Origin of the sequence: Mycobacterium ahvazicum (genome assembly GCF_900176255.2) — a bacterium.
GTDB classification, from domain to species: domain Bacteria; phylum Actinomycetota; class Actinomycetes; order Mycobacteriales; family Mycobacteriaceae; genus Mycobacterium; species Mycobacterium ahvazicum.
In genome coordinates, this window is the sequence record NZ_FXEG02000003.1 from 76,612 (window position 1) to 101,921 (window position 25,310).

A 25,310-nucleotide genomic window follows, 5' to 3' on the forward strand; every position below is an offset into this window, starting at 1 on the left:
ACGGGTCATTAACGGGTCACGACCGCCGAGTTGTGATTGGGCGCCCATGCCCGTTCGAAGGCGGCGATCGGTATCTGCTCGTCGCGGCCGCTATCGATGCCGCTGTCGTTGAGGTGCACCACGCCGGCCTTGGTGTCGATGCCGGTGACGACGACAAAGTGGTTTCCGATGTCACGATTGCCGGAGTGGTTCCAGACTGTCTCGGCGTTGACAAGAGCGATCACCTTGCGGTGGTCGGCCAGATTCTGTTGTAAGGCAGCGATATTGGTCTGGATGTTGTCGGCCCTGACCCAGTAGTGCCAGAGCAGCGGCGGCAAATCCCTGATGTCGGTGTTGCCCGGCGGATCCCATATCGGTTTGAAACCGGTTGCGCCTGAGGTGTTTTCGGCGACCGCGGTGATCTGCCACTCGGTGGGCTGGCGGCCCGTGAGCTCGCCGACCACGTCTGCGACCGCGACTTCGCCGCAGTCCGAGGAGTGTTGCCGGCGCCAATGGGGCGCGGCAGCTGCCGGGTCGCCGTACATGCCCGCCTCGTGGTCGGCGTCCGGCGCGGGTGGGCCCGGGGTCGCTTGGGCAGCGGTGGCCCAGGCGGCCGATGTCGCCGCGGCGGTTGCCCACAACAGAGCGGCCGTGCCGAGTCTCGTCGTCCGGGTGTGGGCCATCGGCGTCCTTTTCTCGAGGATGGCGGGCGCGTAACGAATTGAGAAAAGGGTTATTGGTCGCCCTTTCCGGAGCATTAAACTCCGAAGTTGGCCAAGATCGCGGGCGAACGCGCCGAAATGTTGCCGGCATGAGACCGCGCCGATCCGCCGGCTACCCGCCGGTGTCCGATTCTTTTCATCAGCGTGACTTTTACGTCGGCGCCACTCGTGCACGGACATCACGCCCGGCTAAGTCGGTGTGCGGGCTTCGTCGCCGGCCCGGCAACGACGAATACCACGGTCTAGCACCGTCGTACGGGTCCGTCTGCTTTGCTACGCTCGCCCCATGCATGCGGCAGCCGGTTCTCTGGTGCGCTTTGCCGTCGTGCGCTGTTGTCGCTGACGCTGCTGTCCGTTCGCGGTCTGGTCTCGTGCCGGCGAATTCCTCCAATGCCGTAGTGCCCTTCCGCAGCAACGGGATCGACGCACCCAAACCCCGCATGGAAGGCCGACTCATGTTCGACGACACCGGTGTCGCAACCCGGTGGCGCCACGCCGTCGCGATGCTGTCGGCCGCCGGCTTGATGGCGGCGTGTGCCGGCGGCGCCAGCGACGCCGTGGGCGGCGGCGCGCCGAACAACGCGGACACCAAGATCACTCTCGTCGCCTATTCGGTTCCAGAACCTGGTTGGAGCAAGGTGATTCCGGCCTTCAATGCCTCGGCAGAAGGCAGGGGTGTCCAGGTGGTCACGTCTTACGCGGCGTCAGCCGACCAGTCGCGCGGGGTTGTCGAAGGCAAACCGGCCGACATCGTGAACTTCTCGGTCGAACCCGATATCACCCGCCTGGTGAAGGCGGGCAAGGTGGCCGCGGATTGGGACAAGGGAGCCGGCCATGGCAACCCATTCGGGTCGGTCGTGACTTTGGTTGTGCGCAAGGGCAATCCGAAGAACATCAGAGATTGGGACGACCTGCTGCGGCCCGGTGTCGAGGTCATCACGCCCAGTCCGCTGAGCTCGGGTTCGGCGAAATGGAATCTGCTCGCGCCCTATGCCGCCAAGAGCCGCGGCGGCGCGGATCCACAGGCGGGTATCGATTTCATCAGCACGTTGGTCCACGAGCACGTCAAGTTGCGGCCCGGGTCGGGGCGGATCGCTACGTCGGTTTTCGCCGAGGGTAGTGGCGATGTGTTGATCAGCTACGAGAACGAGGCCATCGCCGCCGAGCGGCAGGGCAAGCCCGTCGAACACGTCATCCCGTCGCAAACGTTCAAGATCGAGAATCCGGTGGCCGTGGTGAGCACCAGCGCCCACCTGGACGTCGCGACCGCCTTCAAGAACTTCCAATACAGCGCCGCGGCGCAGAAGCTATGGGCGCAAGCAGGTTTCCGGCCGATCGACCCCGCGGTCACCGCAAGCTTCCGTGGTCAGTATCCGGTGCCGGTCAAACTCTGGACGATCGACGATCTCGGAGGCTGGGGCACGGCGGATGCGCAGCTGTTCGACAAGAACACCGGAAGCATCACCAGGGTCTATCGGCAGGCCACCGGATGACTGGATCGCTTTTAGGCGCAAACCTCGGTCCGGAGGCGATCCGGCCCGCGCTGGCCACGCCCGGTAGCGAACTTCCGGAGCCGCCCGAGGGGCTGCGGGCGACGACCCGGCCGGACCTGACCTCACTGCGCGTCGGGGTGACGACGCTGTGGCTGTCGGTGATCGTGCTGCTGCCATTGGCCGCCATCGCGTGGCAGGCCGCCGACGGCGGATGGCAGGCCTTCTGGTTGGCCGTCACCTCGCATGCCGCGGTGCAGTCGTTCCAGGTGACGTTCGGGATTTCCTTGGTGGTAACCGTTCTCGATGTGGTGTTCGGACTGGCGACCGCGTGGGTGTTGGTGCGGGACGACTTCGCCGGAAAAGGACTGGTCGACGCGATCATCGATCTGCCGTTCGCACTGCCGACCATCGTGACCAGCCTGGTGATGCTGGCCCTGTACGGCAAGAACAGCCCGGTGCACATTCATCTGCAGCACACGCCGCCGGGCGTGGGGATGGCGCTGGCGTTCGTCACGCTGCCGTTGGTGGTGCGTGCCGTGCAGCCGGTGCTGCTGGAGATCGATCGCGACGTCGAAGAGGCGGCGGCCTCGTTGGGGGCCAGCGGCACGAAGGTCTTCAGCACGATCGTGCTGCCCTCGCTGGCGCCCTCGTTGCTGACCGGCGCCGGGTTGGCCTTCTCGCGGTGCATCGCCGAGTTCGGCTCGGTGGTGACTATCGGCGGTGCCGTGCCGGGCAAAACCGAAGTGTCGTCGCAGTGGATCCGCTCGTTGATCGAAAACGACGACCGGACCGGGGCGGCCGCGATGTCCATTGTGCTGCTGTCGATTTCGTTCACCGTGCTGGTGCTGCTGCGTCTCGTGGGCGGGCGCACGGCCAAACGCGAGGAAAAGGCGGCATGACGCCGTCGTTGGCCCGCTACGTCACCCGATCCGTGACGCTGGCCTACATCGGCGTGATGCTGATCGTGCCGGTGTCGATCATCCTGTGGCGGACCTTCCGGCCGGGGCTCGATCAGTTCTACGCGTGGATCGCCACACCGGCCGCGATCGCGGCGCTGCACCTGTCGCTGCTGCTCGTCGCCATCGTGGTGCCGCTGAACGTGGTCTTCGGTGTACTCACCTCGCTGCTGCTGGCCCGCAGCCGGTTTCGCGGACGCGGTGTGCTCCAGGCGATTGTCGATCTGCCCTTCGCGGTGTCGCCGATCATCGTGGGGGTGGCCCTGATCCTGCTGTGGGGATCGGCCGGGGCGTTGGGCTTCGTCGAGAACGACCTCGGCATCAAAATCATCTTCGGCCTGCCCGGACTGGTGCTGGTCAGCATCTTCGTGACCCTTCCGTTCGTGGTGCGAGAGGTCCAACCGGTGCTGCAGGAGGTGGGAACCGAGCAGGAGCAGGCCGCGGCAACCCTGGGTTCGGGTCCATGGCAGACGTTTTGGCGGATCACTCTGCCGACCATTCGGTGGGGTCTGATCTACGGAACCGTGCTGACCACCGCGCGCACTCTCGGCGAGTTCGGTGGGGTCATCATGGTGTCGTCCAACTTGCCGGGGGAGTCGCAAACATTGACGCTGCTGGTCAACGACCGCTACGCCCGCGGGGCCGAGTATGGCGCCTACGCGTTGTCCACGCTGATGATGGGCGTTGCCGTGTTGTTCCTGATCGTCAAGACCACGCTGCTGGTGCGCCGCAAACGCGCCAGGGCCACCGCCTGACCCGACATCGGAAGCCGGCCCGCCCGGGTAGGCAACACGGGGGTCTCATATTCGAAACCGATGAAGCGCACCGTTGACGCGTGCGTAACAAGTTCGGCATCGAAGGTTCCTAGGGTGGGGCGGTCCACCTACCGCACGTGAAGAACGTCGACCCCCTCAGCGATAGGAACTCCATTGAGCGGAAACGCAGTGCGCCTGCAGGCGATCAACAACGTCGAGGCATACGTCCCCCCGGCCAACAGCTTCGTCCCCGGTGAGACCCCCGGTGAGGTATTCGGCTCCAACGTCTTCACCAAGGCCGAGATGCAGGCACGGCTGCCCAAGTCGGTCTACAAGTCCCTGGTGGCGACGATTGACAAGGGCGCCAAACTCGACCCGGCGGTCGCCGACACGGTCGCCGTGGCCATGAAGGACTGGGCCCTGGAGAAGGGCGCCACCCACTACGCCCACGTGTTCTACCCGATGACCGGCCTCACGGCCGAGAAGCACGACAGCTTCCTCGAACCCGTCTCCGACGGGCAGACACTGGCCGAGTTCGCGGGGAAGACCCTGATCCAGGGCGAACCCGACGCCTCCAGTTTCCCCTCGGGCGGTTTGCGCAGCACCTTCGAGGCGCGCGGCTACACCGGCTGGGACGTAACCAGTCCCGCGTATGTCCTGGAGAACCCGAACGGCAACACGCTCTGCATCCCAACGGTTTTCGTCTCGATGACCGGCGAGGCGCTGGACTACAAAACGCCTCTGCTGCGCAGCCAGCAGGCCATGGGCATCCACGCCGAGCGAATCCTGACCCTGTTCGGTCACAAGGAACTCAACAAGGTGGTGTCGTTCTGCGGCCCGGAGCAGGAGTACTTCCTGGTCGACCGGCACTTCTTCCTGGCTCGGCCGGACCTGATCAACGCCGGTCGCACGGTGTTCGGCGCGAAGCCGCCGAAGGGACAGGAGTTCGACGACCACTACTTCGGTGCGGTGCCCGAGCGGGTGCTCGGCTTCATGATGGACACCGAGCGGGAGCTGTTCAAGCTCGGTATCCCGGCCAAGACCCGCCACAACGAGGTGGCCCCCGGCCAGTTCGAGATCGCGCCGATGTTCGAGCGGGCCAACATCGCCTCGGACCACCAGCAGCTGCTGATGACGGTTTTCAAGACGATCGCCAAGAAGCACGGCATGGAATGCCTGTTCCATGAGAAGCCGTTCGCCGGCGTCAACGGATCGGGCAAGCACGTCAACTTCTCGATGGGCAATTCCGAGCTGGGGTCGCTGCTGGTCCCGGGTGACACCCCGCACGAGAACGCCCAATTCCTGGTGTTCTGTGCCGCGGTGATCCGGGCCGTGCACAAATTCTCCGGGCTGCTTCGGGTCTCGGTCGCATCCGCGACCAACGACCACCGGTTGGGTGCCAACGAGGCGCCGCCCGCGATCATCTCGATCTTCCTGGGCGAACAGCTTGCCGACGTGTTCGATCAGATCGCCAAGGGCGCGGCCACCTCGTCAAAGGGTAAGGGCACCATGATCATTGGTGTCGATACGCTGCCTCATCTGCCGACCGATGCCGGTGACCGCAACCGGACCAGCCCGTTCGCCTTCACCGGCAACCGGTTCGAGTTCCGGGCGCCCGGCTCCGGGCAGACGGTGGCGGTGCCGTTGATCGTGCTCAACACGATCATGGCGGACTCGCTGGACTACATGGCCACCATCCTCGAGCAGGCCGTCGCCGACGGCGAAGACTTCGACCAGGCGGTTCAGAAGCTGCTCACGGAGATCATCACCGAGCACGGCGCGGTGGTGTTCAACGGAGACGGCTACTCGGAGAACTGGCAGATCGAAGCGGCCGAGCGTGGCCTGCCGAACTTGAAGACCACCCTGGACGCCATTCCGGAGCTGATCAAGCCGGACGCGATCGAGCTGTTCGCGAAATACGGGGTGTTCAACGAACGCGAGCTGCACAGCCGCTACGAGGTCCGGTTGGAGCAGTACGCGTTGACGATCGCCGTCGAGGCGAAGTTGGCGCTCGAGATCGGGACGACGATCATCATGCCCGCCGCAATCCGCTACCAGACCGAGCTCGCGCAGAACGTCGCGACGATGAAGAAGGCCGGTGTGGCGGCCAGCACGGCGGCCCTGGAAGCGGTTTCGGCCCCACTGGCCGATCTCTCCGCGGCGCTGACGACCTTGCAGGCGGCCCTGTCCGATCACTCGGCGGAGTCGGCTCTTGCCGAGGCCACCCATGCCCAAGAAGCGCTACTACCGGCGATGGAGGCGGTGCGTGCCGCGGCCGACACGCTGGAAGGCGTTGTCGCCGACGACTTGTGGCCGCTGCCCACCTACCAGGAGATGCTCTACATCCTCTAGAGCCGTCGTCGGGCGTGGGGGTCGACCGCGCGCTCGCGGAGCTTGGTAATCCGCGGCTCCCACGCCCGGCGACTCGACATCCCGCGAAACGCTCCGCTACACGTGCCGCACCTGACGCGTTAAGTTCTGAAGGAACGAAAGTCGCCCGGTCAGGGGAGAGCATGGGGCCATTCGACGACGGCCGGCGTCGTGCCGCCGAACTGGAGGCGTACCAGGCGCTCTGGAACCTGTGGCGGTCCGCGCGACGAACCGACATCGAGAACTGGGAGTCGGCGTGCCGGATGCTCGAAAATTACTACACCGTCGGCAAAGCCCGAGACAACGCCGAAGTCTGCGAAATGCGGATCCGCTACCTGGAGATCGCTGAACCGTTGCCCCGGCTTGCGGACTTCGTGCAGCCGCCGGCCTACGACCGCGTGCCCGACGCCGAGCGGCTGCTGGGGCAGGCCCGCTATCAATATCAGCTGGCCCGGCGGCGGCACCCGGTGCGCGAACAGCAGCGGTTGAAAGAACTCGAAACGACCAAGGCGCTGTATGCGGCGGTGCGGGCCGCCGAAGCGAGAGCCGAAGCCGCGGAGCTGGCCCGCCGGCGTGAACGGCAGCAGAGCTGCTGGCCCAAAGGCATTGTGCTGGACAGCGACGTCTACGACCTCGACGGCGTGGCCGCGCAGGTGGATCGGCAGAACGCGAAAATCGACTCCCAGATTGCCGCCCTGACCGATCTGCTGCGAACAGGATTGCGCCAGCTGCCCGACACGCTGACGCCGGACCCGGCCGAGTTGGCGGCCCACGTCGAATCGGCGCTGGCGGCAATGCCGTTGCCGCGGGGCTGCACCCCCAAGTCGGTCGTCGAGTATGCCCCGGCCACCGGCCAATTGGTTGTCGAATATGAACTGCCCACCGTGGCTGTCGTTCCGGCGGCCAAGGCGTACCGGTATGTCAAGAGCCGCGACACGGTTGTCGAGACGGCGCGGCCGGCGGGACAGGTGAAAGCGTTGTACGCCAGCACTATTGCGCAGCTGACGCTGCTGGCTTTGGCGACTGTTTTCGCCCTCGACGGCGAGCGCCGGTTGGAGGTGGTGATCTTCAGCGGTGTCGTAGAGACGACGGACCCGAGCACCGACCAGCCGGTCCGCCCGTGCTTGATCAGCGCGCGGGTCGACGCGGACACGTTCGCCGGGATCGACCTGCACGACATTGACCCGTCCGTGTGCCTGAAACGGCTGAACGCAACGGTGTCGCCGAATCCGACAGAACTGGTGCCGGCGCCGCCGTTGGCGGAATGATCAGCTGTAGTTGTCCCACCAGGTGTGCAGATCCTCGATGGTGGCCGGGTCTCCCGAGACGTCGCTGAGCATCAGTTTTTCGTCGTAAGTCCAGACCACGTTCGGGTGGTTGTTGTAAGTCCCGCACGCGAGCATGCCCGCAGTCTCGGTGGGACCTTGGTCGTAGTGCCAGTTGGCGGGTGACCGCGACTCCCCGCGACATTTCACCAGGCTGACGTTGGCGACGTCATCGGTGAAAGCCTGCTTGAGGCTGGCGGCATTCGGGAAGAGTCCGTAGGTGGCGTGCGTCGGGCCGCCGGGGTTGGTGTTTTGCCCGCATGACACCAGGGCCACCGCCGTTACCCATACGCTGCCCGACTCGGGAGTGGCCGGTGTGCAGACGCCAGCAGGGTAGCCGGACGGAAGTAGGTTCAGCAGTCGGTCCAGGTCATTGCTGGGAGCTGCGGCGGATGCCGGCGCGGTTTTCGCCGCGCCTGTCTTTGAATGCTGCTGGGCAGAGGGTTTCAACAACAGCCAGATGCCGACCGCGGCAACGGCCACGACGACAGCGGCGCCGGCCGCGGCCAGGATTGGCCAGCGACTGCGCTTGCGTGCCGGCACCGGCTGATCCGAGCCGGCGCCGCCCGCTGCGATTTCGGGGCTGGATTGCCCGGCGGTGGGTGGCGCACCGCCGGCGTTTGTCAGCGGCGGCGCTGCGCTGTCCGGCTGCGTCTCGGGCAGGGATGTCAGCGGGTTGTACCGCGTGTGCGGGGAGCTCGACTCGGACACGGCGCTCGGCTGGGTTTCCTTTGCCTTCGCCGATGTTTCACTGCGCCGCAAAATGGTTGCGGCGCGGTCGCGCTCCGGGCGGGAAAGGGCGTCGTGTGCGGCCTCTGCCAGATCGCCCGCGGTGGCATAGCGTTCGATCGGGTTCTTGGCCATTCCGCCCGCGATCACGGCGTCGAATGCCTGGTCCACGCCCAAGCCTTGGGCGCTGGCCAGGGGGATGGGCTCCAACATGTGCGAGGTGACCAGCACGCCGGTGCTGTCCGCGGGATAGGGCGGCGCCCCGGTCAGGCATTCGAACAGCACACAGGCCAGCGCGTAGACGTCGGCCCGGGGAGTCACCTCGTCGCTCGAAAAGCGTTCGGGTGCCATGTATTTCCAGGTTCCCACCGCGGTGCCCATTTGAGTGAGCTTCTCGTCGGTTTTCGCGCTGGCGATACCGAAGTCGACGAGGTAGGCGAAGTCGTTGCCGGTGATCAGGATGTTCTGCGGTTTGACGTCGCGGTGCGTGACCCCGGCGGCGTGTGCGGCATCCAGCGCCGCCGCGACCTGATGGATGATGGCCACCGCGCGAGGCGGGGACAGCGGCCCGTCCCGCTCGAGCAGGCTGCCCAGGTCGATACCCTCGATCAGGCGCATCTCCAAATACAGTTGCCCGTCGATTTCGCCGTAGTCGTGAATGGGCACCACGTGGGGCTCCAGCAAACGGCCGGTGATGCGGGCCTCACGCTCCATCCGCTTGCGGAAAACCGGATCCTGGCTGTAGGCAAGCGACATCAGCTTGAGCGCCACGGTCCACTGTTTGACGGTGTGCTCGGCCTCGTAGACCTCGCCCATGCCACCGCGGCCCAGCAGCCGTTTGAGATGGTAGGGGCCGAACATCGTTCCCAACCGCGAGCCCTGCGCGCCGCTCATCGCTGACTCCTATTCACGGTCTGGCAACCATGACGGTAAGCCCCGGCCAATATCACCGCTCGAAAACTACAACATCGCGGTGGCAAATGCGCGATCGCGTTAGCCGCACCGGTGCCCGGGTTTTCGTCCAGGTCACCGTTATTCGCGCGCACCACGACCAGCCGATGCGAACGGTTGGTGAACTCCCGGCAACGCGTTGGTTGCGATTCGCAGCGAAAAGCGAAAATGCTTGCGTCGCAGCAATTTTCGTTGCCGCTCAACGATGTGCGAGCGCAAGGATCTGGGGCAGTGCCTCGCGGGCCGCGGCCCGGCCGGCCTCGCGGGCCGCGTCGATCTGATGGAACTCCAGCAGCCCGACGCCGCGGGTGCTGGGCCGGATCACCACGTCGGCTTGAGCCAGCGTCTCGGCGGCGGCCAGCCCGCTGCCCATCATCATCGTGCGAATGAGGGTTTCACCGATGCCGGGAACACGTGGGGGATCGGCGAATTCGCTCCTGGACGCCGTTGCGTCGCCGCCGAAACCGACCGCGACCGCGACCAGCGGGCCCTCGGTGCTCGACAGCGACGACACCGGGAGGTTGTCGAGCACCCCTCCGTCGACGTGCAGCGTGCCGCCATAGACGTAGGGCGGGAAGATGCCGGGCAGGCGCAACGAACACCCCACGGCGTCGGCAACCGGGCCCCGGCGATGCACGACGGTGCGCCGGCCCAGCAGGTCGACGCTCACGCACCGGAACTCCTTGGGCAGTTCCTCGACCAGCCGCTCGCCGTAGGCGCGACGCAGCAGCGCCGGAATGCGCCGCCCGCGTGTCAATCCCTTGATCGGCACGGTGTAGTCGCGGATCGGATTGGTGCGGATGAAGTACTCGTACACGTAGGCGTCGACGCCCGCCGCGTCCAAGCCGCTGGCCGCCAGCGCCGCGACGATCGCGCCCATGCTGGTGCCGGCGAAGCGGTCGACGACGACGCCGGCGGCTTCCAGCTCCTCGAGCACACCGAGATGGGCGAACGCCCGCGCACCCCCGCCGCCCAGTACCAAACCGATCGAACGCCCGACGATGCGCGCGGCGAGCGGCCGCAGGTCCTCGGCCGAACCGGAGGCGTGCAACGTCAGTACCGACCGCGGCGTGATCAGTTCTTCCCAGGCGCGCCGGTGCTCCCGGCTGGCGGGCGGACCGGCCAGCAGCAGGTCCGCGCCGATTGCGCGTTCGGGCAGCGGATCGGCAGGCGGCGCCGGATTTCCGGAGACGAGCACGATCCGATCGGCGACGCGCAGGCAGAAGTCTCGCCATTCCGCGTCGTCGACCTGCGCCTGCAACACGACCTTGTCCGCGGCCCGTTCGGCCCGCTCCAGGCCCTCGCGGTTGACGCGGCCCGGCCGCACCGCGCGGACGTAGCCCGACAGCAGGTGCACCAACTCGTGGGCCACCATCGTCACGGGCGCGTCGGCGTCGACGCCGACAATCGCGACCACCACATCGCATGTGGTCAGGTGCGCCGTTGTCGGCGGTGGCAGTTGGTGCAGCCGGGTGGCCAGCGAGCGCACCAGCGCACCGAGCATGCCGACGTCGGCGATCTTGTCGAACTGCGCCTTGGTGAGCCGTACCAGGGTGGAGTCGCGTACGGCCCGGATGGACGCGGACCGTGGTGTGCCGGTAAGCAACCCGAGCTCGCCGATCACGTCGCCGCGCCCCAGTTCCCGGATCGCGACGCCCTGCTGCAGCGCTTGAACGCGGCCATTGCGCACCACGTACAGGGAGTCGGCCGTATCACCTTCGTGGAACAGATACGAGCCCGCCGTGAGTTCGATCTCCTCGGCGCTGTGCCGCAGATCGGCGAGAGCGTCCGCGTCCAGGCCGGCGAACAGCGGCAGGTTCTCCAGGAGGTCGTCTTTGCGGTCGACCGCGAGCACTTGTTCGTGCCGCGCGACAGCCGTTGCGCGCGAACGTGGTTCGAGTCTCGGTGGCGGTGTGGCAGCCACGGCGTCGTCCGTGGCCTGCTGACCGGTGCGGCCGAGGAACAACGCCCCGATGGCAACCGCCACGAAACAGATGGCCGCCATCACCCAGCCTCGGCGCAGCGCGTCGGCGGCTTCACCGCGTGCCGGCGTCCCGATCAGGACGACCAGTAACGCGATTCCGATCACCGCGCCCAGTTGGCGGCAGCTGCTGACCACCGCCGACGCGGTCGCGTAGCTGCCGCCCTTGGGTACCCGGGCCAGGGCGGCGCTGCCGAGCAGCGGCAGCGTGGCGCCGACGCCGAGCCCCTGCAGCAGCTGGCCGGGCAGCCACTCGCGCAGGAAGTTCGGATGTGTCCCGACGCGCTGGAAGTACCAGACCAGGCTGCCGGCCCAGATCAGCGCCCCGACGAAGATGATTGCGCGGTGTCCGCGCCGGTCGGCGATCTTGCCCAGCCGCGCCGCGACGACGGCCGCGACGAGCGCCGCGGGGGCGACCGCGAGGCCCGTCTTGAGCAGGTTGTATCCCCACACGTAGTTCAGGAACAGCACGTGCGTCAGGAGGTAGCCGTAGAACCCCGCGCCCGCGACGATGGTCAGGGCGTTGCCCGCGACGAAGGACTGGACGCGCAGGTAAGCGGGCTCGATCAGCGGCGACGGGTGGTGTCGGGAGCTGATCACGAACCCGACCAGGGCGACGGCCGCGGCCACGAACGACCCGATCGTGCCGGTGCTGGACCAACCCCAGTCCGGGCCCTTGATCAAGCCGAGTGTCAGCAAGCCCAGCGCGGCCGCGAGCAGCACCGCCCCGCGCAGATCGGGCAGTCGTCGCTGTCCGGGCGAACGGCTCTCCACCAGCTCGCGTCGGGCCACCACCACCGCGACGACACCGAGTGGCACGTTCACCAAAAACGCCCAGCGCCAATCGGACACCTGCACGATCGCCCCGCCGATCGGCGGACCCAGGCCCGACGCGATGGCCGCCGCGGCTCCCCACAACCCCACGCCGTGGGCGCGGCGCGCAACCTCGAAGCCCTCGACGACCAGAGCGAGGGACGCCGGTACCAGCAGCGCCGCCCCGACGCCCTGCAGGATCCGGTAGGCGACCAATTGCTCGACGGTGGCGGCCAGCGCGCACAGCCACGAGGCGCCCGTGAACAGCACGACACCCCAGATGAACATCCGCTTGCGCCCGAGCAAGTCGGCGAGTTTGCCCGCCGCCACCAGGAAGGCCGCAAACACGATGTTGTAGGCGTTGAGGACCCAGGACAGGCTGCCGATGGGGTAGGTGGGGAAGGACTGCTGGATGTTCGGGAACGCGACGTTGACGATCGTCGAGTCGAGGAACGCGAGGAAGGCCCCGAACGCCGCGACCAACAGCACCGCCGTCGACGACGGCTGGCGGCGCACGCTGAGCGTGCCCGTGAGCGCCTGGTTGTCCTGACGCGTTACGGCCGTATTGCGTTTGGCTGCACCGTTACCCGTTGTCGTCGCGTCGGCGGCTTTCGATTGGCCCTGCACATGGGACGTTCCGAGATCCATCATTGACCCCTGGGGTGAAGCCGGCGGGCGGCTCAGTCGGCTTTTCGGATGGGCATTTCCGCAGTGGATTCGGGACCACCGCCCGGATCCCCCGCAGCGTTTCTCCCCGGAAGAGTCGTCGACCCGCTGGCCTGCCCGCGGCCGAGAACGGGAAATACCGTCTCTTTCCCGCTTCGGCCCTTGAGCTCGACCTCTTCGCCTTCCCCCCACGTGAAGTGACTCTCGACAGTCCGCCGCACTCCGCTGGTCACCATCACCGACGCGCGCCCTTGCCGTCCGGCGAGGCCGGCCAACCGGAACGCCACATTGGTCGAGTCGCCGATCACCGCCTCCACCGATCTCGTCATCGCCGCCAGCGCGACCCGGCCGACCACCACGCCCCAACCCATGCGGATCGGCGAGCCGTCCGGGCTGCGCAACGGTAGTCGTGGTCCTAGCTCTCCGACCAGCCGGTTGGCGGCAAGCGAGAAATCGATCGCGCGCTCGGCGGCATCCGGGAACCTGTTCGCCTCCCAGATCGCGAATATCGCGTCGCCGGCGTAGTGGTTCAGCGTGCCGTGATGGGCGTGCAGCACACCTCCCACCTCGTGCCACAGCGTGTGCAGGCTTTGCGCGATGACCTCTTCTTCGGTCACTTCGGAGATCGTCGAGTAATTGATGATGTCGCCGACCACCATCACCATGGCGGCCTGGCTGATTCGGGTCCGGGTCAGGCCAGGGGCGATCCCGGCGTCGACGGCGGTGAATCGCTGCGAGCGGAAGATGAGTGCCACGTCGGCGATCCGGATCTCGTCACCGGGCTGGATCGGCCGCGGAACGGCTCGCTCCAGCCGCATCCCGTTGAGCAGTGTGCCGTTGGTGCTCGTGTCGATCACGAAAGCCTGATCGGCGACGGCATCCAAGCGGATTTCCAGATGAGTCCGGGAAATCTCGGGGTCGCGGATCACCAGCCGGCGTGACTCGCTGATCCCGGCGCATTCCCGACCGATGAACAGCTGATCGATGATCGGCACGCTGTGCTCGGTGCCGCCGTCGCGCAATTCGAGGTAGGCCAGCGGGGTGCCAGGCTCCCGGTTTGGCATCCCCATAGACGACGTCATCATTGCCTCGCTGCCCGCCGTGTCAGTCCGCTCACCTGAAAGTCGGTTGGTGCCAATGTTCCTCCGCAGTCACGACGTCGCTGCGGTCTCATGACACGCCGTCATCAGCCGGGGTAGGGCGCCAGTTCGCCAGTCGTCACCCATGAGCTGCCTTTCCCGGTGATGAGGATCGCCGCGACCACGTCGACTCGCTGGTCCTTCGAACTCACGGCTGTCCTTCGTACCGGTGATTGGTGACGGTGCGGACATTACCGGAAACCACCCCGGGGAGTTTGAAATTCTGGAAATGGCCTACAGAAGCGAAATTATGGGTAAATCGCCGGTTAATCAAGGATGACGTTTGCCCGCGCCCGAATTGAGCCTTCATGCGTTCCGTTCCTGACGCCGGGTTGGATTCTGCGCCAAAAGGATTCGAGCGTGGGGCGGTCACCGTAGTATTGACGACCGAATACTCGTTGCGTCCGCCGCGCTGACGACGGCAAACGGGGGATCGGTTCGCCCGAGAGCTGGCGGGATTTCGAAAGGCGCGTCGGTCGGCAGATAAACTGCTGACCGACACCTCAATCCTTTTGGAGCGCCGGGGAGGAAGAGCATGCGTGCAGCAATCCCGTTTGCGGCCACCTGGGCCGCCCGTTCGCCGGGCGCCATCGCCGTACCGGCCATTAGATGAGTACTCGGCGGGAGTGGCGAGTCGCCGACGCGCGAAAGGCACTGCGGAATGTGCCGATACTCGCCGACATCGACGCGAAACAACTCAACGACCTGGCGAGCGCCGTGGACCGGCTGCATATCCCGGCATACGAATGGCTTTTTCGTTTAGGTGAGCCATCCGACGCCATATACGTGATCGACTCAGGACGGTTCGCGGCCGTCGGTGCCGATGGGCAGGTCATCCGGGAGATGGCGTCCGGCGACTCCATCGGGGACCTCGGTGTGATCTCCGGGTCGGTTCGTTCGGCCGGCGTCCAGGCGCTTCGTGACGGCGTGGTCTGGCGGATCGCCGGCGAGACCTTCAGCGAGGTGCTTGCCAACACTCCGCAACTGCAGCTGGCGATGGTCAAGGCGATGGCCGGGATGCTGCGCGACTCCCGGTCCGCGAATATCTCCTCGGCGCCGCGCGTCATCGGCATCGTCTCGACCGGATATACGGCGGCGGCACCGTTCGTTGATGCGATCGCGACGTGGCTGGGCGGATACGGATCGATCGCCGTGGTCGCGCCGCCCGCCGAGAAAACCGCCGAGATCACGGCGCACGCCGAACTCGTCGAGGCGTTCGCCGAGATCCTCGACCGCGCCGAGCGCAGCCACGATTGGGTGTTGGTGGTGGCCGACGGGGACTCGGGCGAGTTGTGGCAGCGATACGTTGTGGCGCAAAGCGATCGGCTCGTGATGCTGGTCGACCAGGCCCAGCCGCCGGACGGGCTCGATCAGCTCAATGCCCAGGGGCCGGTCCACCTGATCGCGCTGACCGAGCCGGATACCAGTTGGTGGGATCTGCTGGACCCGGTGTCGCACCATCGCGGCGACGACGACGGAATCGCTGCGATGGCTCGCAGGATCGCCGGCCGGTCCTACGGACTCGTGCTGGCGGGTGGCGGCGCTCGGGGACTCGCACACTTCGGCGTTTACGAAGAACTCACCCGGGCGGGCATCGTCATCGACCGCTTCGGCGGCACGAGTGCCGGTGCCATCGCCGCCGCGGCCTTCGCACAGGGAATGACCGCGGACGAGGCGACGGACGCGGCCTACCGCTTTGTCGGAAACACCAGCCCGCTCGGTGATTACACGGTCCCCGCGATCGCGCTGACCCGAGGGACCCGCATCGAGCGGTTGCTCGAGGACTTTTTCGGCGGCAGCGTGATCGAGCATCTGCCGAAGGGATTCTTCTCGGTCTCGGCGGACATGATCACCGGTGAACAGATCGTCCATCGTCGCGGATCGCTGACGCTCGCGGTGCGCGCGTCGATCTCGATTCCGGGTCTCATTCCGCCGGTGCAGCACGGCGAGCGCCTGCTGATCGACGGGGGTCTGCTGAACAACCTTCCCGCCGATGTGATGTGCGCCGACTGCGACGGTGAGGTCATCTGTGTCGACTTGCGGCGAAAGTTTTCGCCGTCCAAGGGTTTTGGTTTGTTGCCCGCAATCGTTCAGCCGCCCGGATTTGTCCGGCGCCTACTCACCGGGACCGACATCGCCCTGCCGCCGCTGCAGGAGACGCTGCTGCGCACCGTCGACCTGGCGGCCTCCACCGGCGACCTGCGCGCGCTGCCGCGGATCGCGGCCATCATCGAACCGGATATCTCAACGATCGGTCCGCTGGACTTCAAGAAGATCGATGCCGCCGTGGAGGCCGGACGGCTCGCCACCCGGGCCGTGCTGGAGGCGCAGCCACACCTGGTCGGCGCCAACACCCATCCTCAAGTCGCGAACATGATCTGACGCAGCGCCGAGAAGTCCAGCGGCTTGGTGAAGTAGCCGTGGGCGCCGAGCGCGGCCGCACGCTGGGTGTAGTTCGGGCTGTCGTACGCGGTCGCGAGGTAGATGCTGACGTGCGGCCACTTGTCTCGGACGTGTTCGAGCAATTCGAGGCCGTTCATCTCCGGCATCTCGATGTCACTGAAGATCAGGATGACGTCGGGGTCGACCATCTCGAGCACCTCGAGGGCCGCGCGCCCGGTGTCGGCGAACTGCATGATGACCTGCCCCGAGCGCAGTTCACGACGAAACCGCTGCCGAAACAGCGTCACGACGTCGGCTTCGTCGTCGACGACGAGCACATGCGTCGCCTTGCCGGCGACCGCGGTGTCGGTTCCGTTCATCGGCTTTTCCCCCTGTCGGCGTGAAATGGATTGGGTCGCAAGCGCTCTAGGCGGGTGTGGCGGCCTTGGCCGCCACCGCCTCCAGCGGGAGTTTTACTACGAACCGGGCGCCGGCCCCGGGCACGTTGCTCGCGGACAGCTCGCCGTGATGCCGGTTGTCGACGATGTTCTTGCTGATGGAAAGACCAAGGCCGGTGCCACCGCTGCGGTACTTGGTGGTGAAGAAGGGCTCGAAGATGCGGGGCAGGGTCTCGGGGTCGACGCCCGGCCCGTTGTCCGTCACGACGACCGTCGTCCAATGCTCCTCGTGCTGCACCGTGATATGCACCTCGCCAACCCGGTCGGCGTCCGTCGACGCGGCCTCGAGCCCGTTCATCACGAGATTGATCATCACCTGCACGAGGTCACCCTCGAAGCCGCGCACGATCGGGTCGTCGTCATCCAGGCTGATCTGGATCGCGCAGCGCGCGCCCTGGTGGCTGGCCCGCCACGAATGCTCGGCGAGCCCGGCGCTCTGCTCGACGATCGCATTGAGATGACATGGTTGTGCGTCGCCGGCATGCGATCGGCCGACCTGGAGCATCGTCGCCATCACCGCGAGGGCCCGGTCGGCGTGGTGAACGATTTTGGTCGTGTTGGCCCCGATGTCTGAGACCAGCTCTTCGCCGTCCTCGGTGACGAGTTCGCGCAGCTCATCGCAGAGCTCGAGGTTCAGCTCCGCGAAATTCTTGACGAAGTTCAACGGGTTCTTCGTCTCGTGCGCGACGCCGGCGGTCAGCGTTCCCATTGCGGCGAGCTTGGCCTGTTCGACCAGGCTCTGGCGCAGCTCGCGTTCGGCCAGTTGGCTGGAATCAAGCGAACTCAGCAGGTAGTTGAACGATGCGGCCGTCCGGCCGAATTCGTCGTCGCTGTACACGGGCAGCCCGTACCGCATCGTCAGCGGCTCCCAGTCATCGGCGCCCACGCTCGCCGCGATTTCGCGTTGTGCCGCCATCAGGCGAGTCGTGACGACGTGCAAACGGTGGCGCACCACCCGGCTGACGATCAGATAGTTCAACAGGCCGATCAACAACCCGGCCGTGATGCTGATGAAGACGGGCTCCGGGCGAAACGCTTCGTGACGATCAATTCCCAGCCCGAGAAGAGAGATTCGTCCGACCACGGCGACGAGCATCCCGAAGCCGATCATCGCCACGGCGAGGTTCCAGAAGACCCTGTTTGTCGGCCAAGGCCGCCGAACGTTCGGGGGATCGCTGTCTTGTTCCACGCTGCCTCATCGGTGTTCGTGTGTATGCGCAGTGTAGGGACATCGTCGGCGCCGATGCGCGGCAACGACGAGAAACATGCTCGCCCGAATTCCGTTGCGGCAGTGAATCGCCGACCGTTCCGCCGCGGGCGAAGCCGGATTGTAACCTTGCGTTCAACCGCGAGATAGCTTCTGACGCCCGGGAATCGCACTCGGTGCGAGTACGTGTCGGTTACGATACGCGAGAACCTCAGCCGACGCGGGCAACGCGATGAAGGTGCACACTGCATGACCGCCTGGTGAACAAACACCAAACCAACACGTTGGCAACGTAATTGATGCGTAGATGATTGGGGCCGCTGTGCCAGAGACTGAGCAGCCGGTGCGGCTTCTGGTCGTCGATGACGAAGAAGACGTCGGGGCGCTGTTCAAGGGCCGCTTCCGCAAGGAGTTGCAGCGCGGCGAGTACGACCTGATCTTCACCACGGATCCGGTGCACGCCCTGAAGCTGGTGGATGCGAGCCCGGACCTCGAGGTCTTGATCACCGACTTGAACATGCCGCAGATGAACGGCCTGGAATTGCTCACCGAGGTGACCAAGCTGCGCCGTCCGCTTAAGACCATAGTGCTTACCGCCTACAACGACCTGGAGAATGTGCGCGCGGCAATGATGCGGGGGGCCTTCGACTTTCAAGTAAAGCCGCTCGATGTGGCCGACCTCCGGACCACGATCTCCAAGGCCGTCACGATTGTGCGCGAGCTGCAAGCCGGCGAAGACGCGCGGCGACAGGCGAAGGAACTGACCGAACAGAAGCGCCGTGTCGAGGAGATCTTCGGCCGCTATGTCTCCGAAGAGGTCAAGGCGCGGCTACTGGCGCGCCCGGAAGGAAACCTCAGCAGTGAGCGACTCACCCTCACGGTGCTGATGGCCGACATTCGCGGGTTCACCGCCTTGTCCGAGGTTCTACCGCCGGAGCAGGTGGTCCAGGTGCTCAACGGCTTCCTCGAGCGCGCGACCGACGTCATGTTTCGCCGCAACGGCACGATCAACGAAATCCTCGGCGACGGCCTGCTCGTCTTCTTCGGGGCACCCATCACCGACGACAACGCCGCCGAGCACGCCGTCGTCGCCGCACTCGAATTGCAGCTCGCGATGCACGATCTCAACGTGGGCCATCGCGAACAGGGGCTGCCCGAACTGGCGCTGGGGATCGGCGTGCATACCGGGGAGGTCGTGGTCGGCACCATCGGCTCGCGCCGACGGCAGAAGTACACCGCCGTCGGCAGGACGGTCAACCTGGTCGCCCGTATCGAGGCACACACCGTCGGCGGCCAGGTTCTGGTCTCCGATTGGACATATCGCGAGATCAGCGGTATCGCAAGCACTTTGGGTTCTTTTCAGATCCGTGCGAAGGGCTTCAAGGATCCGGTGACCGTCCACGACGTCAGAGGCCTGGCCGGTGAGTACGACCTCCAGCTGCCCAGCGCCAACCGGGTCCTGAGCAGTCTTGCGGTGCCCAAACCGATTGGCATTGCGATCGTCAAGGACAAGATCATCGGCGAACAGCATGCCGCCGAGGTGATCGCCAGCGGTGAGGAAGCGCTTCGCATTCGCACCGAAGTGACCGTCTGTCCGTTTGACGACCTCGTGCTCGAGGTTGCCGGCCAGCAGGCGTTCGTGAAGGTGATCGAATGCGATAGGCAAGAAGGGATTTACGACCTCTTCGCCGTGTACACGTCGGTGCCGGCTGACGTGCGCCAAGCGCTGTCGGCAGTCAACGGCGCCGATCCGGTCCGTTCCTGATGCTCACCCGAGCAGCTTGGTCAGCCAGGTCGCGTCTTGGTAGTTGATCGACTTGTTGCCGTCCCAAACGAACGGTGTCCCAGAGGCATTGAACCCGGCCAGCGTCGTGTCTCCGGCCTCGGCTTTGGCCTTGGCGGTGGCCATGTCGTCGCCGGCTTTGATGCAGTTGATCACGTCGGCGTCGACACCGACGGTTTTGGCCAGTTGCGCCAGCTCGCCGTCGGTTCGGTCTTCGGGCGCGCCTTCTTGCGGCTGGAAGGCGCTGGCGAAGATCCCCGAGTAGAAGCTCATGTAGAGCTTCGGGTCGTTCTGGGCCGCCACGCAGTACGTGGCCGCCACCGCGCGAGTGGAGTAGTTCTTGCTGTGCGACTTGTCGTCGAGGAAGTTCAGCAGGTGATAGCGCACCGCGAGTTTCTGGTTGTGCACCGCGGTTTCGATGTCGCCCGCATTGGACCGGATGAAGCTGCCGCACGGCGGGCACATGGGTTCGTTGAAGATGTCGATCGTGACCGGTGCCGCGGTGCTGCCCACCAGCACACCGTCCTCGAGTACGCGGAGCTCGACCCCGTCGGGGGTGGTTGGCGGTTTGGACGAGGACGGTCCCGACGGCCGCCAGGGCTGGGCGACCACCAGAACGGCGCCTACCAGCGCTACCACGACGATGCCCGCAAGGCCGACCCACAGCCACGCTTTGCTTGCGCGCCGGGGTGCGGGCGGCTGGGCCCACGCCGTGCCGACGCTGGAGGGATCGCCCCAGCCGGCAGCGCCGGGCCATCCCGTCGGTTGTGGGAGCAGTCCGCTTGGCGGAGCCGGGATCCCGGTCGCCGATGGGGGCCAGCCCGGCGTCTGGTTCGCCATGGCGGGTGGAGTGGACGCGAAACCCAGCGGCGCCTGACTCGCGTACGCGGTCGGTAGTTCGGCGACCTGGCTGCGCTGCAAAATATCGGACGCCCGGTCCTGATCCGGGGTGGCCAGCGCGGCGTACGCGGCGGCGGACAGATCGCCGCAGGTGGGATAGCGGTCCAGCGGATCTTTGGCCATGCCGCGCGCGATTACCTGGTCGAAGGCCGCCGGGATGCCCGGCCGAGCGGCGCTGGGCCGCGGGATCGACTGGTGCAGGTGCGCGCTCATCACACTGACCTGATCACCCTGGTAGGGCGGAGATCCGGTCAGGCACTCGTAGAGGACGCAGGTCAGGGCGTAGATGTCGGCCCGGTAGGTGACGTCGGAGTCGCTGAACCGTTCCGGCGCCATGTACTTGAAGGTGCCCACCGTGGTGCCGAACTGGGTCAGTTTCTCGTCGGAGGTCGCGCTGGCGATCCCGAAATCCACCAGATAGGCGAAGTCGTCCCCGCTGACCAGGATGTTCTCCGGTTTGACGTCGCGATGCGTAATGCCCGCCGCGTGGGCGGCGTCGAGTGCGGAGCCGATCTGGCGCACGATCGCCACCGCCCGCGGCGGTTTCAGCGGTCCGTACCGGCTCAAGATGGTGGCGACGTCGCGACCGTCGATCAGGCGCATGTCCACATAGAGTTGGCCGTCGATCTCACCGAAATCGTGAATCGGCACGACATGGGGCTCCTGCAGCCGTCCCGCGGTGCGGGCCTCGCGTTGCATCCGGGCGCGGAAGACCGGATCGCTGGACAGCGTCTGGGACATCAGCTTGAGCGCCACGACCCGTTCCCGGACGGTGTCCTCGGCCTCGTAGACGTCGCCCATCCCGCCGCGACCCACCAGCCGTCGCAGTAGATACGGCCCGAACTGCGAGCCCTCCCGCGAACCCGCGGTGTCACCCATCGCCGACTCCTCTTTGCCAGGCATCAGGCTAATAGTTTGGGCCCACCGCAGGCACGGTGAATAGAGAGAATGCCGGCTAATTCGATAGCGTGCGGTCGCGCGGCCGAAAAGCGCTTTCAGCAGCCGAGTATCAGCGGCGTTCCTCGTCACCGGTCCGGCGTTCGCTGAGGCCCTCCCTGGACAGCGCCCGGAGGAACCCATACGCGTGAATCCCGGCCTTCCCGGGATTCTTGACGATCCATTCGTTGATGTTTCCCAGCGCCGCGGCCAGGTGGTCGCGCTTGATCCGCACCAAGTAGGTCATGCGGTCGTCGTCGGGGTCGTCGCTGGAGTCGGCGACCGCGACGGGATTTTTGAACGCGTACGCAATGCCATGAACGGAATCGTGGTTGAGCGCCCAGCGAAGTTCGTTGGGCCGCAGCCGGTTCACCGCGATGTTGCGGTAGCCGTCATCGTCGTCTGAATTGTTCACTTGGCCGATGGTCCTCCTCGGGAACCGCGCGAAAGTGGACGACGGGGTGCGCAAGGTGATGTCGCACAGGCAATTCGACGATCGTTTGAACTCGTGTCACCACAGCGAAACCGGGAGCACGCCCCGGACTGGCCCGTCGCAGGCCGAGACGGAGAATAGGCCCGGGCATGCATTCGGGAATTGCGCCGCCACATCAATCCACCGTGACACAGCACCGTCGCCGGCGCCATTGCAGCAGCACAGCAGCGGCGTCGCGGGACCGCGAGGCAGCCGTTGCGGGGCACCGCTTTCGGACATCGACCGGCGTGAGCGTCGTAAAGTAACCTCCCGACCCATCAACGTTGGCTGGGAGGACGCATGACCGAACGCATTGAGATTCAGCGCACCATTGCGGCGCCGGCGCCCGACATCTTCCGGGTGCTGTGCGACCCGCAAGGTCATGTCGCGATCGACTCCACGGGAATGCTGCAGGACGCCGACGGCGGTCCGGTGACCGCGGCCGGCGAGAGCTTCGTCGTGCACATGGACCGTGAGGCGCTCAACGACTACCCGCAACTCGGCAAGTACGACGTCACCGTCGAGATCACCGAGTTCGACCAGGACCGACTGATCTCGTGGACGGTTCTCGGTCAGCTGCGCCCCCAGATCGGCCACATCTACGGCTTCCAGCTGGAGCCGACCGAGGAAGCGGCGGGCACCGTGGTCACCTCGTTTTACGACTGGTCGAACATCGACCCGAAGTGGCGGGAAGCCGGGATTTTCCCGGTGATCTCCGAAGGGGCACTGCGGGCGACGCTGGGCATTCTCGACCGCACGGTGCGACGGGGATATCCGCGGCCCTAACTCCTCGGCGCCCCGCGGTCAGCGGCGATACTTCAAAAAAAGGTAGTCGTCGTGGGCCAGGGCGTGCTCGAGCCGCAACGCGGCCGGCAGCGGCAGTCGCGACGGCTGCCGTCGGTGTCCCACCGGTTGGCTCGCGGCCAGCTTGGGGGCGAGCGTGACACAGATCTCCGCGACCACGTCGGCGTCCACGAGTTCGTCGAGCAGTGTCGGTCCGCCCTCGCACAGCACCCGGGACAGTCCATGCGCGCGCAGTAGCGCAATCGCGCGTGCGACATCGACGGTGTCCTCGCCGGCCACCAGGACGCCGCATCGTTGATCGCTGCTGCGGTTGTGTCGCGCCGCGGACTGGGCGCAAGTCACCAACAGCGGTGGATGGTTGGGGTCGCTGACGAGCCGGGTCGGGAGCCGGCCAGTTTTGCTGATCACGGCGATCGGAGGCGGCTTGCTCCGTCCTTCGCGCTGCCGCTCGGCTTGTTGACCGTCGCTGAGCTGCACCGGACCGTAGTTCTCGGCGCGCGCGGTGCCGGCGCCGACCAGCACCACGTCGGCGAATCCGCGCAGGATCTTCAGGAGTTGCTGGTCGGTTTGGCCCGACAACGGGCCGGCGCGACCGCCGAAGACGGCGGCGCCGTCGGCGCTGTAGATCATGTTGACGCGCACCCCGTCGGGGGGCTCGGCATAGCAGGACGCGAGTTCGGCGATGTCGCTGACGGTCCCCACCCGGGGTGAATCGTGCACCGTGTCGGCCTGCTCGCGGTGCTGTTCGGATGCCGTCATGCCTCGTGGCCCGGGTCCAGCGAGCGGACATCGTCAAAGGACACCCATTGCTCCTGTTCGGTCGGCGGGTCGCCATCCAACGGTTCCAGCAGGTGCCCGACGTGATCGCCGAGCGAAAAGCGATCAACGATCTTCCCGACGAACCAGGCGGCTGAGTCGTCGAGGATGGGTAGCTCGGCTGGGCCGCGGTGCCAGCGGCAACGGTTGAATTTGTTGGTCTCGTCGCCCGTCTGGCTGCCGAACAGTTCGACCAGGTCGATGTGTTCGATATCGAACACGTGTACTGCCAGATGGGTAGCCTCGGCGGCGACGCGGAAGGTGTGGTTTTGCGAGGACAAGCCGACCAGGAATCGAGGCGGACGAATGCTGGCCTGGCACGCGAAGCCCACCAGGCAGCCGGCCGTAGACCCGTTGGACTGCGTGGTTACCACGAACATCGGGTAGTTGAGCAGCGCCACCAACTTCTCAAACGCACTGACCCCCGGCTCGCCCACCCGCTCTCTATTCCCATTCGGTGCGGTTTGGAATCACATCGACGCCAATGTCTTCAGGAGCACAGTCCGGTCGTCCAATTCGGCCGTTCAGAGGGTATTCGGCGGTCCTGTGTAATCGTTGGGAGTCGCCTGACGAATTACCTTGTGTACGAAGCCCAATTTGCGGATCACCGGGGGCGGGATTTCGAAGGGGTACAACGGCGCCTTGCCCATCGCGGTGTTGATGCGATTGAAAAACAGCGCGAGCCAATGCCAGTCATAAAGCAGCTGCTCGATGGGGGCCTCGGCGTAGGAGGCGAGCGGAACGATGTCGCGGGGAACGGCAACGCTCGCGCGGTCGGCAACCAGAATCAAACCGGCCTCTCGCACCGTGTTGATCGTGTCGGTGATGTGCAGATAGTGCGCAAAGCATTCCGCGAAGTCCTCCCACGGATGCATCGTCGCGTATTCCGATATGAACGACTCTTCCCAGCTGTCGGGCGCGCCGTATTGGTAGTGGCGAGCGATTGCGGCTTGGTAATCGGCGCGTTCATCCCCGAACAACTCCCGGCACTCGTCCAGATAGCGCACGCCGGGGCCGGTCTCGACCAAAAGGTTCTGATAGTAGTGGCCGACCTCGTGCCGGAAATGCCCCAACATCGTGCGATACGGCTCGCCGAGGTGCACCCGCAATGATTCCCGGTATGCGTCCAGGGACTCCGTCAGGTCGATGGTGATCACCCCGCCGGCATGGCCGATCACGATTTTGCGCCCCGAGCTGTGGCTGGACAGCAGGTCGAAGGCGAGGCCACCCTCCGCCCGCCAGAACGGATCCACCGGAAGTGCGAGGTCTAACAGCTGATAGGTGAGCCGGCGCAGGTCGACCGCGGTCGACACCAGCTTCTCGCGTGCGATCGTGTCGTCGGCGGCCGGTTCCTGCCGGATCGCAGAATCGGGCAGGCAGCGCCCCCGGCTGGCATGATCCGGCTGTTCGGCGGGCACCAGCCAATTGCAGCCCAGGTCGGCCGCTTTCGTGCAGCCGATCCACCGGCTACCGTCCACGACCGCGGCGCCGGACGAGGTCGCGACCATGGCCATCGACGACGCGTGAAACCCCAACGCGGCCTGGCAATTCGGGCAACGGTGCGATTCGAACGTCACGAACCCGTGGCACACCGGGCAGGCGAATGCGCGCACGCGATCATCGTGGCATACCGCCGGGTCGAACAGCACCCACCGCGATCAGACTTTCACAGG

Annotated in this window: 19 protein-coding genes; 8 read left to right on the top strand and 11 right to left on the bottom strand. The window is 66.0% G+C overall.

Annotated elements, in window-relative coordinates; all coding sequences use genetic code 11:
• Nucleotides 1-8 precede the first annotated feature (8 nt).
• On the bottom strand, nt 9-662 hold the full coding sequence (locus tag MAAFP003_RS13015; protein ID WP_096287508.1) for a cysteine peptidase family C39 domain-containing protein: 654 nt from the start codon (nt 660-662) through the stop codon (nt 9-11).
• A gap of 479 nt (nt 663-1,141) precedes the next feature.
• Between MAAFP003_RS13015 and MAAFP003_RS13020 the strand changes: the two genes are divergently transcribed.
• The 5 genes from MAAFP003_RS13020 to MAAFP003_RS13040 all read left to right on the top strand — a co-directional run bounded on the left by MAAFP003_RS13020 (nt 1,142) and on the right by MAAFP003_RS13040 (nt 7,543).
• Nucleotides 1,142-2,194: a sulfate ABC transporter substrate-binding protein gene (locus MAAFP003_RS13020; protein ID WP_207768563.1), complete on the top strand. Its 1,053-nt coding sequence runs from the start codon at nt 1,142-1,144 to the stop codon at nt 2,192-2,194.
• Nucleotides 2,191-3,093 (top strand): sulfate ABC transporter permease subunit CysT, encoded by a 903-nt coding sequence (cysT, locus tag MAAFP003_RS13025; protein ID WP_096287510.1) that lies wholly within the window; start codon nt 2,191-2,193, stop codon nt 3,091-3,093. Before MAAFP003_RS13020 ends, cysT begins: the two co-directional genes overlap by 4 nt.
• Nucleotides 3,090-3,905 (top strand): sulfate ABC transporter permease subunit CysW, encoded by an 816-nt coding sequence (gene cysW / locus MAAFP003_RS13030; RefSeq protein ID WP_096287512.1) that lies wholly within the window; start codon nt 3,090-3,092, stop codon nt 3,903-3,905. Before cysT ends, cysW begins: the two co-directional genes overlap by 4 nt.
• Before the next feature lie 174 nt (nt 3,906-4,079).
• The gene (locus MAAFP003_RS13035) at nt 4,080-6,257 is read left to right on the top strand and encodes a glutamine synthetase III family protein (protein WP_096287514.1); all 2,178 of its coding nucleotides are present in this window, start codon (nt 4,080-4,082) and stop codon (nt 6,255-6,257) included.
• Nucleotides 6,258-6,418: 161 nt separating this feature from the next.
• Nucleotides 6,419-7,543, top strand: coding sequence for a hypothetical protein (locus MAAFP003_RS13040; protein ID WP_096287516.1), 1,125 nt, complete (start codon nt 6,419-6,421; stop codon nt 7,541-7,543).
• Here MAAFP003_RS13040 and MAAFP003_RS13045 read toward each other — a convergent pair whose 3' ends face one another.
• From MAAFP003_RS13045 to MAAFP003_RS13055, 3 genes are all read right to left on the bottom strand, one after another.
• Nucleotides 7,544-9,223, bottom strand: coding sequence for a serine/threonine-protein kinase (locus MAAFP003_RS13045; RefSeq protein ID WP_096287518.1), 1,680 nt, complete (start codon nt 9,221-9,223; stop codon nt 7,544-7,546). It abuts the gene before it with no gap.
• 256 nt (nt 9,224-9,479) lie between these two features.
• Complete coding sequence (locus MAAFP003_RS13050) at nt 9,480-12,722, bottom strand: MFS transporter (RefSeq protein ID WP_096291109.1); 3,243 nt, start codon at nt 12,720-12,722, stop codon at nt 9,480-9,482.
• Between the two features lie 32 nt (nt 12,723-12,754).
• Nucleotides 12,755-13,804 carry an adenylate/guanylate cyclase domain-containing protein gene (locus MAAFP003_RS13055; RefSeq protein WP_243394012.1) on the bottom strand — a complete coding sequence of 350 codons (1,050 nt, stop codon included), beginning with the start codon at nt 13,802-13,804 and terminating at the stop codon, nt 12,755-12,757.
• Between the two features lie 684 nt (nt 13,805-14,488).
• Here MAAFP003_RS13055 and MAAFP003_RS13060 point away from each other — a divergent pair.
• The gene (locus MAAFP003_RS13060) at nt 14,489-16,261 is read left to right on the top strand and encodes a cyclic nucleotide-binding and patatin-like phospholipase domain-containing protein (RefSeq protein ID WP_096287520.1); all 1,773 of its coding nucleotides are present in this window, start codon (nt 14,489-14,491) and stop codon (nt 16,259-16,261) included.
• Here MAAFP003_RS13060 and MAAFP003_RS13065 read toward each other — a convergent pair.
• Nucleotides 16,240-16,641, bottom strand: coding sequence for a response regulator transcription factor (locus MAAFP003_RS13065; RefSeq protein WP_096287522.1), 402 nt, complete (start codon nt 16,639-16,641; stop codon nt 16,240-16,242). The two genes, MAAFP003_RS13060 and MAAFP003_RS13065, sit on opposite strands and share 22 nt — an antisense overlap.
• Before the next feature lie 46 nt (nt 16,642-16,687).
• A complete protein-coding gene (locus MAAFP003_RS13070; protein ID WP_133160857.1) occupies nt 16,688-17,908 on the bottom strand; it encodes a sensor histidine kinase in 1,221 nt (406 codons plus the stop codon).
• A 340-nt stretch (nt 17,909-18,248) separates the two neighbouring features.
• Here MAAFP003_RS13070 and MAAFP003_RS13075 point away from each other — a divergent pair, with 340 nt between their 5' ends.
• Nucleotides 18,249-19,691 (top strand): adenylate/guanylate cyclase domain-containing protein, encoded by a 1,443-nt coding sequence (locus MAAFP003_RS13075; protein WP_243394014.1) that lies wholly within the window; start codon nt 18,249-18,251, stop codon nt 19,689-19,691.
• A gap of 3 nt (nt 19,692-19,694) precedes the next feature.
• Here MAAFP003_RS13075 and MAAFP003_RS13080 read toward each other — a convergent pair whose 3' ends face one another.
• Both MAAFP003_RS13080 and MAAFP003_RS13085 read right to left on the bottom strand, forming a co-directional pair.
• Nucleotides 19,695-21,488, bottom strand: coding sequence for a serine/threonine protein kinase PknE (locus tag MAAFP003_RS13080; protein WP_096287528.1), 1,794 nt, complete (start codon nt 21,486-21,488; stop codon nt 19,695-19,697).
• 130 nt (nt 21,489-21,618) lie between these two features.
• The gene (locus MAAFP003_RS13085; RefSeq protein WP_096287530.1) at nt 21,619-21,960 is read right to left on the bottom strand and encodes a hypothetical protein; all 342 of its coding nucleotides are present in this window, start codon (nt 21,958-21,960) and stop codon (nt 21,619-21,621) included.
• Nucleotides 21,961-22,317: 357 nt separating this feature from the next.
• Here MAAFP003_RS13085 and MAAFP003_RS13090 point away from each other — a divergent pair, with 357 nt between their 5' ends.
• The gene (locus MAAFP003_RS13090) at nt 22,318-22,803 is read left to right on the top strand and encodes an SRPBCC family protein (RefSeq protein WP_096287532.1); all 486 of its coding nucleotides are present in this window, start codon (nt 22,318-22,320) and stop codon (nt 22,801-22,803) included.
• Nucleotides 22,804-22,821: 18 nt separating this feature from the next.
• Here the strand turns inward: MAAFP003_RS13090 and MAAFP003_RS13095 are convergent, their stop codons facing one another.
• From MAAFP003_RS13095 to MAAFP003_RS13105, 3 genes are all read right to left on the bottom strand, one after another.
• Complete coding sequence (locus MAAFP003_RS13095; RefSeq protein WP_096291111.1) at nt 22,822-23,541, bottom strand: pyrimidine reductase family protein; 720 nt, start codon at nt 23,539-23,541, stop codon at nt 22,822-22,824.
• 35 nt (nt 23,542-23,576) lie between these two features.
• Nucleotides 23,577-24,017 carry a flavin reductase family protein gene (locus MAAFP003_RS13100; RefSeq protein WP_096291112.1) on the bottom strand — a complete coding sequence of 147 codons (441 nt, stop codon included), beginning with the start codon at nt 24,015-24,017 and terminating at the stop codon, nt 23,577-23,579.
• Nucleotides 24,018-24,161: 144 nt separating this feature from the next.
• On the bottom strand, nt 24,162-25,250 hold the full coding sequence (locus MAAFP003_RS13105) for a zinc-binding metallopeptidase family protein (RefSeq protein WP_096291113.1): 1,089 nt from the start codon (nt 25,248-25,250) through the stop codon (nt 24,162-24,164).
• Nucleotides 25,251-25,310 lie beyond the last annotated feature (60 nt).

Bases quoted from the DNA above. Each gene is read 5' to 3' on its own strand.
- cysW (WP_096287512.1), top strand. From the start codon at position 3,090: ATGACGCCGTCGTTGGCCCGCTACGTCACCCGATCCGTGACGCTGGCC.
- MAAFP003_RS13090 (WP_096287532.1), top strand. From the start codon at position 22,318: ATGACCGAACGCATTGAGATTCAGCGCACCATTGCGGCGCCGGCGCCC.
- MAAFP003_RS13100 (WP_096291112.1), bottom strand. From the start codon at position 24,017: ATGTTCGTGGTAACCACGCAGTCCAACGGGTCTACGGCCGGCTGCCTG.
- MAAFP003_RS13060 (WP_096287520.1), top strand. From the start codon at position 14,489: ATGAGTACTCGGCGGGAGTGGCGAGTCGCCGACGCGCGAAAGGCACTG.
- MAAFP003_RS13045 (WP_096287518.1), bottom strand. From the start codon at position 9,223: ATGAGCGGCGCGCAGGGCTCGCGGTTGGGAACGATGTTCGGCCCCTAC.
- MAAFP003_RS13080 (WP_096287528.1), bottom strand. From the start codon at position 21,488: ATGGGTGACACCGCGGGTTCGCGGGAGGGCTCGCAGTTCGGGCCGTAT.
- MAAFP003_RS13065 (WP_096287522.1), bottom strand. From the start codon at position 16,641: ATGAACGGAACCGACACCGCGGTCGCCGGCAAGGCGACGCATGTGCTC.
- MAAFP003_RS13015 (WP_096287508.1), bottom strand. From the start codon at position 662: ATGGCCCACACCCGGACGACGAGACTCGGCACGGCCGCTCTGTTGTGG.
- cysT (WP_096287510.1), top strand. From the start codon at position 2,191: ATGACTGGATCGCTTTTAGGCGCAAACCTCGGTCCGGAGGCGATCCGG.
- MAAFP003_RS13055 (WP_243394012.1), bottom strand. From the start codon at position 13,804: ATGCCAAACCGGGAGCCTGGCACCCCGCTGGCCTACCTCGAATTGCGC.
- MAAFP003_RS13040 (WP_096287516.1), top strand. From the start codon at position 6,419: ATGGGGCCATTCGACGACGGCCGGCGTCGTGCCGCCGAACTGGAGGCG.
- MAAFP003_RS13050 (WP_096291109.1), bottom strand. From the start codon at position 12,722: ATGGATCTCGGAACGTCCCATGTGCAGGGCCAATCGAAAGCCGCCGAC.
- MAAFP003_RS13020 (WP_207768563.1), top strand. From the start codon at position 1,142: ATGGAAGGCCGACTCATGTTCGACGACACCGGTGTCGCAACCCGGTGG.